The 15,598-nt window shown below is 34.0% G+C and carries 13 protein-coding genes; 9 read left to right on the forward strand and 4 right to left on the reverse strand.

Features of this window, described 5'->3' with window-relative positions; translation table 11 throughout:
* Positions 1-123: 123 nt before the first annotated feature.
* Entirely contained in the window at positions 124-987 is an 864-nt protein-coding gene (locus tag MYRA21_RS00870) for an AraC family transcriptional regulator (protein ID WP_039328302.1), read from the reverse strand.
* Positions 988-1,184: 197 nt separating this feature from the next.
* On the opposite strand from MYRA21_RS00870, the gene MYRA21_RS00875 reads away from it, so the two are divergent.
* From MYRA21_RS00875 to MYRA21_RS00905, 7 genes are all read left to right on the forward strand, one after another.
* Positions 1,185-2,024 carry an NAD(P)-dependent oxidoreductase gene (locus MYRA21_RS00875; protein WP_039328305.1) on the forward strand — a complete coding sequence of 280 codons (840 nt, stop codon included), beginning with the start codon at positions 1,185-1,187 and terminating at the stop codon, positions 2,022-2,024.
* Between the two features lie 31 nt (positions 2,025-2,055).
* The gene (locus tag MYRA21_RS00880) at positions 2,056-2,871 is read left to right on the forward strand and encodes a 2,3,4,5-tetrahydropyridine-2,6-dicarboxylate N-succinyltransferase (RefSeq protein ID WP_006264316.1); all 816 of its coding nucleotides are present in this window, start codon (positions 2,056-2,058) and stop codon (positions 2,869-2,871) included.
* Positions 2,872-2,949: 78 nt separating this feature from the next.
* Positions 2,950-4,818, forward strand: coding sequence for an LTA synthase family protein (locus MYRA21_RS00885; protein ID WP_082013828.1), 1,869 nt, complete (start codon positions 2,950-2,952; stop codon positions 4,816-4,818).
* A gap of 50 nt (positions 4,819-4,868) precedes the next feature.
* Complete coding sequence (locus tag MYRA21_RS00890) at positions 4,869-5,612, forward strand: glycosyltransferase family 2 protein (protein WP_039328312.1); 744 nt, start codon at positions 4,869-4,871, stop codon at positions 5,610-5,612.
* Positions 5,613-5,667: 55 nt separating this feature from the next.
* Positions 5,668-6,432 (forward strand): glycosyltransferase family 2 protein, encoded by a 765-nt coding sequence (locus tag MYRA21_RS00895; protein ID WP_006258650.1) that lies wholly within the window; start codon positions 5,668-5,670, stop codon positions 6,430-6,432.
* 149 nt (positions 6,433-6,581) lie between these two features.
* Positions 6,582-10,253 (forward strand): phosphoribosylformylglycinamidine synthase, encoded by a 3,672-nt coding sequence (gene purL / locus MYRA21_RS00900; RefSeq protein ID WP_039328313.1) that lies wholly within the window; start codon positions 6,582-6,584, stop codon positions 10,251-10,253.
* Positions 10,254-10,440: 187 nt separating this feature from the next.
* Positions 10,441-10,932, forward strand: a complete 492-nt coding sequence (locus MYRA21_RS00905; protein WP_006258652.1) for a hypothetical protein — start codon at positions 10,441-10,443, stop codon at positions 10,930-10,932.
* 30 nt (positions 10,933-10,962) lie between these two features.
* Here MYRA21_RS00905 and MYRA21_RS00910 read toward each other — a convergent pair whose 3' ends face one another.
* The 3 genes from MYRA21_RS00910 to MYRA21_RS00920 form a co-directional block, all read right to left on the reverse strand.
* Positions 10,963-11,400 (reverse strand): hypothetical protein, encoded by a 438-nt coding sequence (locus MYRA21_RS00910; protein ID WP_016648893.1) that lies wholly within the window; start codon positions 11,398-11,400, stop codon positions 10,963-10,965.
* A 2-nt stretch (positions 11,401-11,402) separates the two neighbouring features.
* Positions 11,403-12,491: a hypothetical protein gene (locus MYRA21_RS00915; protein ID WP_039328316.1), complete on the reverse strand. Its 1,089-nt coding sequence runs from the start codon at positions 12,489-12,491 to the stop codon at positions 11,403-11,405.
* A gap of 105 nt (positions 12,492-12,596) precedes the next feature.
* Positions 12,597-13,718 carry an SPFH domain-containing protein gene (locus MYRA21_RS00920; protein WP_006265887.1) on the reverse strand — a complete coding sequence of 374 codons (1,122 nt, stop codon included), beginning with the start codon at positions 13,716-13,718 and terminating at the stop codon, positions 12,597-12,599.
* A 252-nt stretch (positions 13,719-13,970) separates the two neighbouring features.
* Between MYRA21_RS00920 and MYRA21_RS00925 the strand changes: the two genes are divergently transcribed.
* Together MYRA21_RS00925 and MYRA21_RS00930 are read left to right on the forward strand one after the other, a co-directional pair.
* Entirely contained in the window at positions 13,971-14,942 is a 972-nt protein-coding gene (locus tag MYRA21_RS00925; RefSeq protein WP_006265888.1) for an SMP-30/gluconolactonase/LRE family protein, read from the forward strand.
* 119 nt (positions 14,943-15,061) lie between these two features.
* Positions 15,062-15,535, forward strand: coding sequence for a DUF4265 domain-containing protein (locus MYRA21_RS00930; protein WP_006258657.1), 474 nt, complete (start codon positions 15,062-15,064; stop codon positions 15,533-15,535).
* Positions 15,536-15,598: the final 63 nt, after the last annotated feature.

A 15,598-nucleotide genomic window follows, 5' to 3' on the forward strand; every position in this document is an offset into this window, starting at 1 on the left:
AAGGAATAGACTTTTATTGATTGGCAACACCTTCTTATCTCCTATAACAAAAATGGGATACACTATAAAAAAGCAATACTATTATCGATAAAAAGGTGATAGCACTCTGATAAGTAATTCCTCTTATAGACTGTGACGATAAGTACTAGGACTAATACTGCTATACTTTTTAAAGTATTTGCCAAAGGTACTCTGGTCGCTAAAGTGAAGTATCTCTGCGATGATACCTATAGAGAGGTTTTGGTCTTGTAGTAAGATTTTAGCTTCTAAGACGACTTGATTTTGGATCCACTCACTAGCAGTCAGTCCCGTTTCTGATGAGATTACTTGACTTAGATATTTAGGATGTACATGAAGATAGTCAGCGTAGTACTGTACACTTCTGTGTTCTTTACAGTGCTTACCTACCGCTTCTCTAAACTTGAGAGCTAGTTTATGTAAACTTTTGGTCACATTACCATATTTCTCATACAGATACGCTACTTCGTTAATCATACTGTAGATTACTCCTCTGATGACCTCTGTATGAAAAGAGTTGGTTGAATTATGATAGAGATCTATGACCTTAAACATGGTTTTAAAACTCTCAAACTCCTTAGAATCTAACTGTGTGACACAACCTCCTAGACTAGATAAATCCGAAAAAGAAGCGAGTACATTATTCTCTACTAACTTATCTTGTAAGAAATCTTCTGAGAATAAGATAGTCGTCATCTCATAGGTACGACGTGTCTTATCCCATCTTTTAATCGATGTAGTATCTGCAAAAATGATAGCAGGCCCCTTGATAGTATACTCTGTAAGATCGATATAGAAGGTAATCTCTCCTTCTTCTAAGAGCCCTATTCCATAATAATTAGACCGATATGGCTCTGCCGGATAATATGCTAGATTAATAAATGGCATATAGATATAGTGCTCTTGAGTCTCTAATTCTTTGAAACTATTCTTTAAGCGATCTAAGGTTTCCCATTTAATATTCTTCATTTCTAGTCTAGCTGATAGGCAAAAATAGAAAGTTATTTAGAATAATTTCGTTTTTTGATACTTCTTGTACCTCATTGCCTCACTACATTTATTCGTATAAAATCTGTAACTCCATAGCATGAGAAACGACTCTCAAAAAAAAATATCGTTATATTTGCTTTATCATTAAAATAACCTCAACACAAAAAATAAAAGATATGAAAACAATAGGATGGATAGGATTAGGAAATATGGGAACCCCTATGGCGCACAATCTTTTAAAGGCAGGTTATAAACTAAACTTCTATAGAAGAGATAACTCTAAGACTTCTCCACTTATCGCTGAAGGAGCTACTCCTATAGAAGATCTTACAGACTTTATCGCTAAGACAGATATTATCTTTCTAACACTGCCTGATGATAAAATAGTAGTAAGTACTTTTGAGCAAATTCTCACTACGGATCTAAAGGGAAAAACATTCGTTAACAGTAGTACAATATCGCCTACATTAGCTGAAAAACTATACCAACAAGTACAAGAGAAAGAGGCTTTCTATCTAGATGCTCCTGTATCAGGAAGTGTAAAACCTGCGATAGATGGTACACTCTTATTCTTAGTGGGTGGTGATCTAGAAGATCATTTGACTTGCGAACCTCTTTTTGAAGTAATGGGTAAAAGCCATTATTACTTAGGAACGGCAGGTAGTGGTAGCAAAGCTAAATTAGCAATTAACTACTATATGTCTGTAGTAGTACAAGGGCTAGCAGAGACTGTACTATACGCAGAACAGAATGGAATAAATAGAGAGATGATGACTGCTATCGTAAATGATAGTGCATGTGGCTCTGGTATGAGTAAGATAAAGACCCCTGCTATACTAGAAGATAACTATCCTGCTGCATTTCCACTAAAATTTATGCTAAAGGACATTCGCCTAGCACAAGATGCAGGATGGAATACTGCACTGACACAAGCTGCTGAACAAGCGTATGCAAAAGCAAGTGAACAAGGATTAGCCGAACAAGACTTAATGGCGGTAATCAAAGCCATTCAATAATTATATATTAACAAACCTCAATCTAATACAGATGACGCACTTACAAGAAGTAATCGAAAAGGCGTGGGACGACCGCTCACTATTACAAGATCAAAACACTCAAAATACTATTCGTGAAGTTATAGAGCTGATTGACAGTGGTAAATTGCGTGTAGCTGAACCTAAGGGAACAGAATGGCAAATCAATGAATGGGTAAAGAAGGCAGTAGTGCTATACTTCCCTATTCAAAAGATGGAAACTTTAGAAGCTGGTATCTTCGAATACCACGATAAAATGCCTCTAAAGAAGAATTATGCTGCAAAGGGAATCAGAGTAGTACCTAATGCTGTGGCTCGTCATGGAGCTTATATCTCATCAGGTGTTATCCTTATGCCTTCTTATGTGAATATAGGTGCTTATGTAGATGAAGGAACGATGGTAGATACATGGGCTACTGTTGGATCTTGTGCTCAGATAGGTAAACATGTTCACTTATCAGGTGGTGTAGGTATCGGAGGAGTACTAGAACCTCTACAGGCTGCGCCTGTTATTATTGAAGACAATGCATTCATCGGATCGCGTTGTATCGTAGTAGAAGGTGTTCGTGTAGGTAAAGAGGCTGTATTAGGTGCTAATGTGGTACTAACAGCATCTACTAAAATTATAGATGTAACAGGAGATACTCCTAAAGAAATAAAAGGATATGTGCCAGAGCGCTCTGTAGTGATACCTGGTTCGTATACAAAACAATTCCCTGCTGGTGAGTTCCAAGTGCCTTGTGCATTAATCATCGGACAGAGAAAACCATCTACAGATCTTAAAACATCTCTAAACGATGCTTTAAGAGAATATAATGTAGCTGTATAAATACTAAATATACCATTACTATCATAAAACAGAGTACTTTTGTGCTCTGTTTTTATTTATTAAAAAAAGTTTTTATTATTGATTATGAGTAAATTATTTTCTCAAAATTGTATCCTATTCTTTAAAAGATTTCTTTTAATCTTCTTCTTTTATCAAATATGTAGAGTAGGTTTCTATTTTTACAATTCACACTTATTAGATCCTTGGGATTTAAAGGTATTCCTTGGAGGTGTTCGATTTGACTTAGCGGCACTAGGATTTCTTAATATGGCATTCGCCTTATTACACTTATTCCCTGGTAAATTTCAAAATAACAAAGGATATCAACAGTTCTTATTTTACAGTTTCTACTTAGTGAATATATTCATACTATGTCTAAACTTTGTAGACTACGAATACTTTAGATTTATCAGTAGACGTAGTTCTTATGCCTTTATCACTGCCTCTGGTATGGAACAAGAATTACCAGGATTATTAAAGAATTTCATTGTAGACTACTGGTGGATACCAGTCTATATGTTCTTATCCTTCGTAATATTCTGGTTGATATACAGAAAGATAGATTACAAAATCAAAAGCAGTAAATTCAATATTAAAGATACTGTCGTGATGGTATTAGTAATAGGAATCATGCTAGTATTAGGTCGTGGGGGATTACAACGCAAACCTATTCGTCTAGTAGATGCATCTCAATATGGAGGATTAAAAAATACAGCTCTAGTCTTAAACACTCCATTCTCTGTATTAAAAACAATGGGAAGAAACGAAAACTTAGAAGAGGTAAACTTCTATACTGAAGCTGAACTAGACCAGGTATTTAATCCTGTACAAGAGTTCAAATATGACAGTATTAATAAAAAGAATGTCGTCTTGTTAATCGTTGAAAGTTTCGGTAGAGAAACGATGCATAGAGGATTGACTCCATTTATGGATTCGCTAGCGCAGAATAGTCATTTCTTCGAAAATGCATTCGCTAATGGTAAAGTATCTATCGATGCTGTACCATCGTCTATCTCTAGTATTCCTAGCTTAATGAATAGAACGTTTATTTCGTCTAGCTATGCATTAAACGACGTATATACACTACCTAAAATATTAAAAGAAAATGGATATCACACTGCGTTCTTCCATGGTGCGTTCAACGGTAGTCAAAACTTCGATCAATACGCTAACGTAGCAGGTTTTGATGAATATTATGGAAAGAATGAGTATGAAGGTCCTGATGCATTTGATGGAACTTGGGGAGTATTTGATGAAGAATTCTTACAGTTCTATATCAAACAATTAGACCGATTCAAGAAACCTTTTTTTACTACTCTATTCACAATTTCGTCACATAACCCATATACTATCCCTGAGAAGTATAAAGGTAAATTCCCTAAAGGAGAAGCAGACATCCACGAATCAATCGCCTATGCTGATTATTCTCTTAAAAAGTTCTTCGAAACTGCAAAAAATAAAGAGTGGTATAACAATACTATTTTTATTATTACTGCAGACCATACCTGTGCAGAACCAATAGAAGATGAATGGAAAACGAATGTAGGTAAATTCCGTATTCCTATCTTGTTCTTTGCTCCTAATGACCCAAGTATAACAACTGAAAAAGTAGAGAAGAACTTCCAACAGATCGATATCCTACCAAGTTTACTGGACTATCTACAGATTAATACTAAGATTATTACTTATGGTAAATCTTATAAATCTGATCAAGACTTTGTAGTAAACTACTTAGATAATATCTATAACTATGAAAAAGGAGATTATTACTTAGCTTTTGACGGGAAGAAAACCTTAGGTCTATACAACTGGAAAAAAGACCCTCTACTAAAGCAAAACCTGATGAATACAGAGACAGTAAAAAGAGAAGAGATGGAAAAATTCATCAAAGCCTATATACAGTCCTTTAATTCTAGAGTCAAAAACAATCAATTGACTGTGAAATAATATTATAATAACCTTACATTTAACAATTATCTTTAGAGAACAAATAAATCATGGCAATTAGTGGACTTGTAATAACATTTAACGAAGAAAAAAACATTGGAAAATGTTTAGATTCATTATTTCAATATTGTGAAGAAGTAATCATTATAGATTCAAATAGTACAGATAAAACAGTGGAAATAGCTAAAAATAAAGGAGCTAAAGTTTATTCTAAAGCATACCTAGGCGACGGTCCCCAACGAACTTATGGATTACAATATTGTAAAAACGATTGGATTATGAACTTAGATGCTGATGAATTTTTGGATCAAGATGCATTAACTTTCATTTCGAAAAAATCTTATGAGAATAATACTTATGATGCTTATAAATTCAGAGTCAAAAACTTTTTAGGAAATAAGTTAATTAACTTCTCTGGGTGGTATCCTGATTCAAAGATTCGCTTTTTTAATAAAAAAACAGCCTATCCTTCAGATCATATGGCTCACCAACATATTATAGCAACAAATGAAAAGAGCATCAACGTCCATATTTTACACTATGGATGGAGCTCTTATAAACAAGTTATAGACAAAAAAAATCAATACTCTACTTGGGCTGCTCAACAACTTTTTGATGAAGGCAAAAAAGTTTCTTCGTTTAAACCTATTTTAAACGGTATTGTAGCCTTCATTAGATGTTATTTCTTTAAAAAAGGAATTTTTAATGGAATAGATGGTCTTGCATTTGCTCTAATTCAATCTTTCTTTTCTTTTATGAAATATACTAAATTAATTAACTTGCATAAGCAATAAAGCAGCTTTTATTCTGTTACTATTACTAAATACATTCATCATTTAAATTATTACAATGATCAATAAATTGACTCTTTTAATCCCGACTAAAAATGAAGAAGACAAGATTAAACAGTGTATTTTATCTGCTAAAGACATTGTAAGTGAAATTATAGTTATAGATTCTTATAGTCAAGATAATACTGTAAGCATTGCTGAAGGCTTAGGGGCAAAAGTTATACAACGCAAATTTGACAACTTCTCGAATCAAAAGAATTATGCTATACCTCATGCTAAAAATGATTGGATATTATTATTAGATGCAGATGAACAATTAACAGAAGACCTTAAACAAGAGATACAAGTCCTAATAAATAACGATAACATAAATAATCACGAAGCTTATTGGGTATATAGATCGAACTACTTCTTTAATCAACTTATACATTATTCTGGATATCAGAAAGACAAAGTTATCCGTCTATTTAATAAGCACAAATGTTCATATAAAAACTATGTTCATGAGAACTTAGTCGTAGATGGCACTATAGGCTTTTTAAAAAATAAACTATATCATAATACATATAGAGGATTTGACATTCATATTCAAAAACTTAATCAATATGCAACTCTACAAGCAGAGGATTATAATAAACGAACAGGTAAATTAACTCTATATCATTTTATTCTTAAACCAGCGTTTAGATTCTTAAAACACTATTTTATTCAACAAGGATTTAGAGATGGTGTACCAGGATTAATATTATCTGTTTTAAACAGTTACGCAACCTTCCTTAGATATGTAAAACTATGGATGTTAAGAAATGATATCAAATCATAACAAAGAAAGATTATAGAGTTGTCTATAATCTTTCTTTGTTAAAATGAGTTTATTGAATTAAAAATTAAGAGTAAAATATTAAGTTTTAAAATCTTGTTTTTTTAGTCTATTTTTGTGCATTACAACAACAACTAAATATTCTTAACGTAATGATTCATTTCTTCGAAAACCCTTCGAGAAAGTTCTACACTGTACAAGTGGAGAACAACTTATCTAATGAAGATATCCAAAAGTTAAATTGGTTATTTGGCAATGCCAAGCACATTAACGAGAAAACAATCAATGCTAAATTTGTCGGTCCACGCGCTACGATGGTTACTCCATGGAGTACGAATGCAGTAGAGATTACTCAAAATATGGGGATCAATGGAATTATCCGTATTGAAGAGTTTGTAAAAGCTGAAGACAGTGACGCATTTGACCCTATGTTACTACAAGAGTTTGATGCACTTCACCAAGACATCTTTACCATCAACATTGCTCCTGAAGCAATTAACTACATTGAAGACATCGCTAAATACAATGCACAAGAAGGTTTAGCTTTAAATGAAGAAGAAATTACTTACCTAAATGAATTATCTACTAAACTTGGACGTAAGTTAACTGACTCTGAAGTATTCGGATTCTCTCAAGTTAACTCTGAGCACTGTCGTCACAAGATATTTAATGGTACATTCATCATTGATGGAGAAGAACAACCTACTTCCCTATTCAAATTAATTAGAAAAACATCTGAGACAAATCCTAATGATATTGTTTCGGCTTATAAAGATAACGTTGCTTTCGTAAAAGGTCCTAAGGTAACCCAGTTTGCTCCTAAATCAGCAGACAAGCCTGACTTCTACGCAGAGACTGAGTTTGACTCTGTGATCTCATTAAAAGCAGAAACGCATAACTTCCCTACTACAGTAGAGCCTTTTAACGGTGCTGCTACTGGATCAGGAGGAGAGATTCGCGACCGTTTAGCTGGTGGACAAGGTTCATTGCCATTAGCAGGTACTGCTATCTATATGACATCATACTCTCGCTTAGAAGAAAACCGCCCTTGGGAACAAGCGATGGACGAAAGAGCGTGGTTATACCAAACTCCTATCGATATCTTAATCAAAGCTTCTAATGGTGCTTCTGACTTTGGTAACAAATTTGGACAACCATTAATCACAGGTTCTATCCTTACATTCGAACATGAAGAAGACGCTCGTAAACTTGGATTTGACAAGGTGATTATGCAAGCTGGAGGTATTGGATATGGTAAACTTGACCAAGCATTAAAACACAAGCCATCTGAAGGTGACCAAGTGGTAATCTTAGGTGGTGAGAACTACAGAATCGGTATGGGAGGTGCAGCAGTATCTTCTGCTAATACAGGTGCTTTTGGTTCAGGTATTGAGTTAAATGCTATCCAACGTTCTAACCCTGAGATGCAAAAACGTGCTGCTAATGCTATCCGTGCGATGGTAGAAGCTGAACACAACCCTATCGTATCTATTCACGATCACGGTGCGGGTGGACACTTAAACTGTCTTTCTGAGTTAGTAGAAGAAACAGGTGGAAACATCAACTTAGATGCTTTACCAGTAGGTGACCCTACTCTATCTGCTAAAGAAATTATTGGTAATGAGTCTCAAGAAAGAATGGGATTAGTTATTGGGCAAAAAGACATCGATACTTTAGCGAAGATTGCTGAGAGAGAACGTGCTCCGATGTACACTGTAGGTGAGATTACAAATGATCACCGCTTTACGATAGAGTCTAAAACTAAAGGTGATAAACCTATGGACTTCGCTATCGAAGATATGTTCGGTAGTTCTCCTAAAACAATCATGGATGATAAAACTATCAACCGTATATATGCTGATTTAGATTACTCTGTAAACAAAGTAGAAGAATACTTAAACCAATTATTACAATTAGAGGCTGTAGCTTCTAAAGATTGGTTAACAAATAAAGTAGACCGTTGTGTTGGTGGTCGTGTGGCTAAACAACAATGTACTGGCCCATTACAATTGCCATTAAACAACTTAGGTGCTATGGCACTTGATTATAAAGGTAAAGAAGGTATCGCTACTACTGTAGGACACGCTCCTATCGTAGCAATCATAGATCCTGCTGCAGGTAGTAGAAACGCTATCGCAGAGGCTTTATCTAATATCGTTTGGGCTCCGCTAAAAGAAGGTATCAAGAACGTTTCTTTATCTGCTAACTGGATGTGGGCATGTAACAATACTGGAGAAGATGCTCGTCTATACAAAGCCGTAAAAGCTTGTTCAGACTTCGCTATCGAATTAGGAATCAATATCCCTACAGGAAAAGATTCTTTATCGATGAAGCAGAAGTACCCTAATGATGAAGTAATCGCACCTGGTACGGTTATTATCTCTGCAGCGGCTAACTGTACTGATATTACGAAAATAGTAGAACCTACTTTAAAGAAAAATGCTGGTTCTATTTACTATATCAACTTGTCTAAAGATAGCTTCAAATTAGGAGGTTCTTCTTTCGCACAAGTATTAAACAAAATAGGTCAAGAAGTTCCTACTATCACTGATGCTACTTACTTTAAGAATGCATTTAATGCTATTCAAGAATTAGTAGCTAATGAGCAAATCGCTGCTGGACACGATATCGGAAGTGGAGGTTTAGTTACTTCTCTTTTAGAAATGACGTTTGCAGATGTAAACTTAGGAGCTAAGTATGACTTAACTGCTCTTAACGAAAAGGATACTGTAAAAACATTATTCAACGAGAACATCGCACTTATCGTTCAAGCAAAAGACGATGCTACTTTAGAACAAGCTTTAGCTGCTAAAGGCGTTATCGCTACTAAGATAGGTACTGTAACTACAGATGAACAAGTATCATTCACTAATGGTGCAGATCACTTTACATTTAGCGTGCCTGCTATCAGAGATACTTGGGCTAAAACGTCTTACTTATTAGACCAAAAACAAACGAAAAACAACAAAGCAACAGATCGTTATAACAACTATAAAGTACAGCCTTTAAACTTCAGCTTCCCTGCTCAGTTTGATGGTAAAAAACCTGTAGTTGACGCTTCTAAACCAAGACCTAAAGCAGCTATTATCCGTGAGAAAGGTAGTAACTCTGAAAGAGAGGTTGCTAATGCTATGTTCTTAGCTGGTTTTGATGTAAAAGACGTTCACATGACTGACCTTATCTCTGGTAGAGAAACATTAGAAGACATCCAATTTATCGGAGCTGTAGGTGGATTCTCTAACTCTGACGTATTAGGATCCGCTAAAGGATGGGCTGGTGCATTTATGTACAACGAGAAAGCGAATACAGCACTGAAAAATTTCTTTGCTCGTCAAGACACTTTATCTGTAGGTATCTGTAATGGATGTCAGCTGTTTATGGAGTTAGAGTTAATCAACCCTGAACACAAAGTACATGGTAAGATGCAACACAATGACTCTCAAAAACACGAGAGTAACTTTACATCTGTAACAATCCAAGAAAACAACTCTATCATGCTTTCTACTTTAGCTGGAAGTACATTAGGAGTGTGGATCTCTCACGGTGAAGGTAAATTCAACTTACCTGAGACAGAAGATCAATACAATATCGTAGCGAAGTACGCTTATGATGCTTACCCTGCTAACCCTAATGGTTCTGACTTTAACACAGCGATGATGTGTGATACTACAGGACGCCATTTAGTAATGATGCCTCATATCGAGCGTTCATTATTCCAATGGCACTGGGCTAACTATCCAGAAGGAAGAAAAGATGAAGTTTCTCCTTGGATGGAAGCATTCGTTAATGCACGCAAGTGGATTGAAGAAAACAACGCTAAATAATCAAATGGCTTATAAATAACAAGAAGGGCTGTCTTAAATAGACAGCCCTTCTTTAGTATATAATAAATTTAAAAAACATTACACTCTTTGATTTAATACATAATTTGAGTTAAACAATTTGAATTGTATATTTAAAAAAATATGCTTTACTATACCTTTAGTCTCTTAACCAACTAAAGAAACTATTATGAAAAAAATTGTAGTACTTATAATTATAGCTATTACAAGTTATAATTTTACAGCATGTTCTAGCGATGATAATGTCCCTTACGAAGTAGCTAATTTTAAAGAGGAAATTATAAAAGAATGGACAATCGAAAAAAAGGAATTTCTTGATAATAAAGGAAAAGTTATTCTAAGTATTGATTACACAAAGAAAAAAAAATGTTCAACTGAAAAATGGACTTTTAACAAAGAAGAAGTTAATCGAAAAATATCTTCTACAAATCAAGCAGGAAATTGTAATGAAACAACAGACAAACTAAGTTACAAAGTAGTTGAACGAGATTTACTTGTCATGGTTCCTTCACAATCTACAAGTACATTTAAAAAAATAGAAATTTCAAATTTCTACCATTATAAAATGCATTTAGTAGAAAAAGTAAATAAAGAAGAAATAACTCTTAGTTTAGATTACCCTAAAGGCACACAAACCATAAAATATACTTTTAAAAGATAACAAAGCCTCCCATTAGGAGGCTTTGTTATTTTATTTCTTCTTTACAAATTCATATGAACTATATCTAAATACTTTAGCTTTATCAGGTGACATAATGGGATTTGCTACCTTGCGTTCATAAGAAGTAGGCACCCCCTTATCAATATAGTAATGCCCTTTTAGTTTAATAAAATAATCAAACTGTTTGTGGTATAAAGTATCACTATCAATTGCCAAGTTTTCAGTACTTGGTTCTATAAAAATACAATCTTTTTCATCTATCTCATACCCTTCTACAAGAAAAGAGGCATCAATAAAATCTGCACAATCACAAGCCCAATTCACATACATCACTTCGATGGTTTCTTCTTTTCCTGAAAGTTGAGAGGGTTGTTTTGAGCGCTCAAGGTAAGAAAGGTAACCAATCCATCCCAAAATCACAGCTACAAAAACTATTAATAATCCTATTACTACCTTTTTTACTTTCATACCTATGCATCTTTAAACAAGTACACTAAGAAACATAATACAATCAATCCTAATAAAACTGCAAAAGCAATCTTCCAAGTACTGTATGGTCGTTCGCCTGTAATTCTACCTGTTACTCCATTGACATAGAAAGTATACTGCTTATTACCATAAGAAAAAGAACTTACATATAAAGGCAAAAGGATATGCTTAAAAGTAATATAGGACAGATCTGTATTCATATTATGTATACGCTGTTCATCTCCCCCTATATTTCTTCTTACACTTTCTCTTTCATATTGATAGACGATATCTCTGGCCTTATCATATCCTTCTTTTAAATCTACTTGGTATTTCTCTGTAATAAACCCACTTAAATAATCTGGTTTTATCTTTTGTACACCTTTAGGATCCCAACCTGTAGAGATAGAATTAAGCAAATCCATTTTGAGTGTTTTACTTCCTGTCACTAAGATATCATCATAGAAATTAGACACTCTACCACTTACTCTTGACCAAGAAACTCTACGTACCTTTTTTTTATTCTCGCCACTACCTACTGTCACATAATAGGCATCTCCACGCTCCCCTCTATAATCAGTATGAGTTTGCATATCGTAGGTCCAAAAAGGTACATATACTCCTCTTAAATTATCTGCTGAGAATATTCCTCTCTGTATTTTATTAGGTGCAAACCATAAATCTTTTATCCACCTCTGTAATATACCTGATACTTGATTCCTATCCACAGCAAAAGGAGATACATACTCTGGCTTAATATATCTTTCTTCGTGTATATCTTGTTCTACTAATGGATTAGCACAATAAGGACATGCCATCGACTTCAGGTTCTCATCTACGGTAGAAGTAGCATGACAACTACTGCATTCTACAACCTTAGTGGTACTAAAGCTCTCTTTTTCATAACTCTCCATAAAACTGGCGAAATCATGCTCATTCAAATCTTTTGTCCCCTGCTCTATTTCCTTTACAGTACCACAATACTCACATACTAATGCTTGAGCACTTGGCTTATAGGTCATTAGCCCACCACATGAGCTACATGGTGTAGCTTCTGATGTATTTAATTTTATCTCTTCTCCTGACGACACTTCTTATTCTAATTAAATAGCTATTAACTTTCTCTTTATTCTAATCCTGTACAAAAAAGGTGCTGAAGAAGATTTAAAGCCTCTGAAGCACCTTTGTTTATCGTATTACATATTTGGTAATGGTGGAGGTGTTTGTGCCCATAAAGGGGTCAAATCACCTTGTTCACCTGCTTTTTCCCAATTCGCCATTCCATTTTTCCAAACTAAGGTATCTCTTTGTAACTGTCCATTCGTTGTCATCTGTTTTAATCCTTCTAAATCAAAAGGACCTGCTTGTTGCCCGTTTACTGCTACAAAATAACTTACTACTACAGCACCTGGGATAGGTGGAGGAGTATTTGCCGCAGGTTGTTGTTGCTGTGTAGTAGTTTGTCCTTGCGCCATTGCTTGTCCAAACTGATTCGCCATAGCGAATCCTGCTCCCATACCTACTCCTGCTCCAGCAACACCTGATGGGTTATTAGCTGCTGCTTCCATAGCTTTAGCAGCCTTCATCTGCATTAATTTATTTAAATCAACATGATTTAATCTGCTCAACTCAAAGATCTCTTTCTTGATATCTTCAGGCATAGATACATTCTCGATTAAGAACTTCGTAACATCCATACCATAAACTTCGAAATCGTCTTTCATATACGCGAAAATCGCAGTAGACAACTCATTTAAGTTTGCAGCATACGTCTCGATAGGCAAATTAGCTTCACCAATAGAATCCGTAAAACGAGTAACAATAGCACTTCTCAGCTGATCATTAATTTGATCTGTAGTAAATGTACCTGACGTACCTACGATCTCTTTAATAAACTTACCTGGATCTGCAATTTTAAATGTATACGTACCAAAAGAACGCACCTCTATCATTCCAAAACGATTGTCATTTAGAATAATTGGATTCTTAGTTCCCCAACGTTGATCAATAAAAGTCTTTGTACTAACGAAATATACCTCTGCTTTAAAAGGGCTATTAAAGCCATATTTCCAACCTTTTAAAGTTGCTAATATTGGTAAGTTCTGCGTATTTAAAGTATGTGTACCTGGACTAAAAACATCTGCTAATTGTCCTTCGTTGATAAACACAGCCATTTGTCCTTCGCGAACAACTAACTTTGCATTATTCTTTATCTCGTTTTGATAACGCTCAAAACGGTGTACTATAGTATTCTGAGTTGGGTCTAAGAACTCAATGATATCAATGAATTCTCCTGCTAATTTTTTAAACAAGTTCATATCTTTTCTTTTTCTTATTAGTAGTTATATCTAAGTAAATGTAACAGATTTTATCCTATAATTATCACAAAGTATTCTTTAAAAAACGAAATCACTTATTCATATAACAATACTTTAGAATTTGTATTTATCTATATTTTGAAAAAGATATAATATCTATACAGCAAAAAGACTGTATTTAAATTTATTATCACAAGACCTTATATTACATTTTTTACTATATTTATCTCTATAATTATCAATTAACTTATTATGAATAAGAATCTTAAACATAATAACACTAATACTAAAAGTGGTAAACGTATAGGCAAAATTGAAATCATCAATCCTATAGCGCAATTAGTATTTGATGACAACGCATACATAGAGGTAATCGCTGAAGGTTTTCAATATGCTGATTCACCTTTGTGGATTCAAGCAGAAAACTTATTGCTCTTTACAGACTTCCCCAATAAGAAAATACACTATTGGAAAGAACATTATAACGAGCCTAGAACTTACTTAGAAGCCATCGATTTTATAGGTCAAAACACAAAGAATGGAGACCTAAACTCAAGTGCTTTACACTTTAATAACCAAGGAGAGATTACTCTTTTCCTTTATGGAGAAGATAAAATAGCTAAAATGAGTGCCATTATTAGAGAACCAAAGTTTAACTTCACCTCTTGGATCAATAACCCTCAAAAAATCAAATTAATCAATCCTTCTCACTTTACAGAAGATAACTCTGGTAATATCTATTTTACGGATACAATTCTTACAGAAAGTAAATCAAAACAGAAAAAAACTACTACTTACGGTTTATATAGAATAACAAACAAAAACAAACTAGAATTGCTCTTTCAAAGTGATTTAACACCACAAGGAATAACTTTATCTATTGATAATAAACTTCTCTATATCACCTATTCAGACCAAAAGAAAGACTATCTATATCAGTATAACTTAAATAAAAGCAAAATACAATCAGACACACCTAAAGTATTTGATTACACACCATTCATCAGTGAAATAGAAGATAAACCTAGAGGCATTGAAGTAGATCGGTTTGGCAATATATTTACTGCAGGGCCTAATGGTTTATGGATATTCAATAAAGACCTTGAACTAACCGCTCGTGTACACTTCTCAGAATTAGCTACTAATTGTGTATTCTCAGATGACTTTAAGACCTTATATATCACAACTAATACTAAACTACTCAAACTTAAATTGCGAAACTAAGCACAAAAACAACTGTTTTGGTATTATATTTTACAGTTTGCATTATCTTTGACATCGAATAGAAACATATAATGTATCTATTCAATGATTAAAACAAATAGAACAAATATTAATACACAATGGAAGAGCAATATCAACAAATCTTAGTTAGATATTATAGTGATGTCTTAGAAGAAAATACGGTCGAGACTTTTTGGGGAAAGACCATAGATAAAGAAAAAGGGTTATACCAAGTTGATAATATTCCTTTTTATGGACCTGATTTTTCATGTGATGATATTATCTATGCAGAATTTGACGAAACAGAAAACACACTTACGTATCGATATGTAGATACTGCTTCAGGGAACTCTACTGTGCAAGTTATCGTTCAAAAAGAAAAATATAACAGAGAAGATCTATACAATGAAATCCTTTATGCAGGTACAGAAATAGAAGTGTGTAGTGAGCAATACTTCGTGATTAACATTCCTAGCAAAACCGACTATCGAAATGTATATGCTATCTTAGGAGCATTAGAAGAAGAAAAAGTAATAGAATTCGCAGAACCTCTATTGTCTCCTAAACACAGTGCTGATTTAAGACAGAAATAATCTTTATAATAATAATACAAAAAAGCCCGACTCATTAGAATCGGGCTTTTTTTATCTTAAATC

The organism is Myroides sp. A21, assembly GCF_000807225.1.
Classification (GTDB): domain Bacteria; phylum Bacteroidota; class Bacteroidia; order Flavobacteriales; family Flavobacteriaceae; genus Flavobacterium; species Flavobacterium odoratimimum.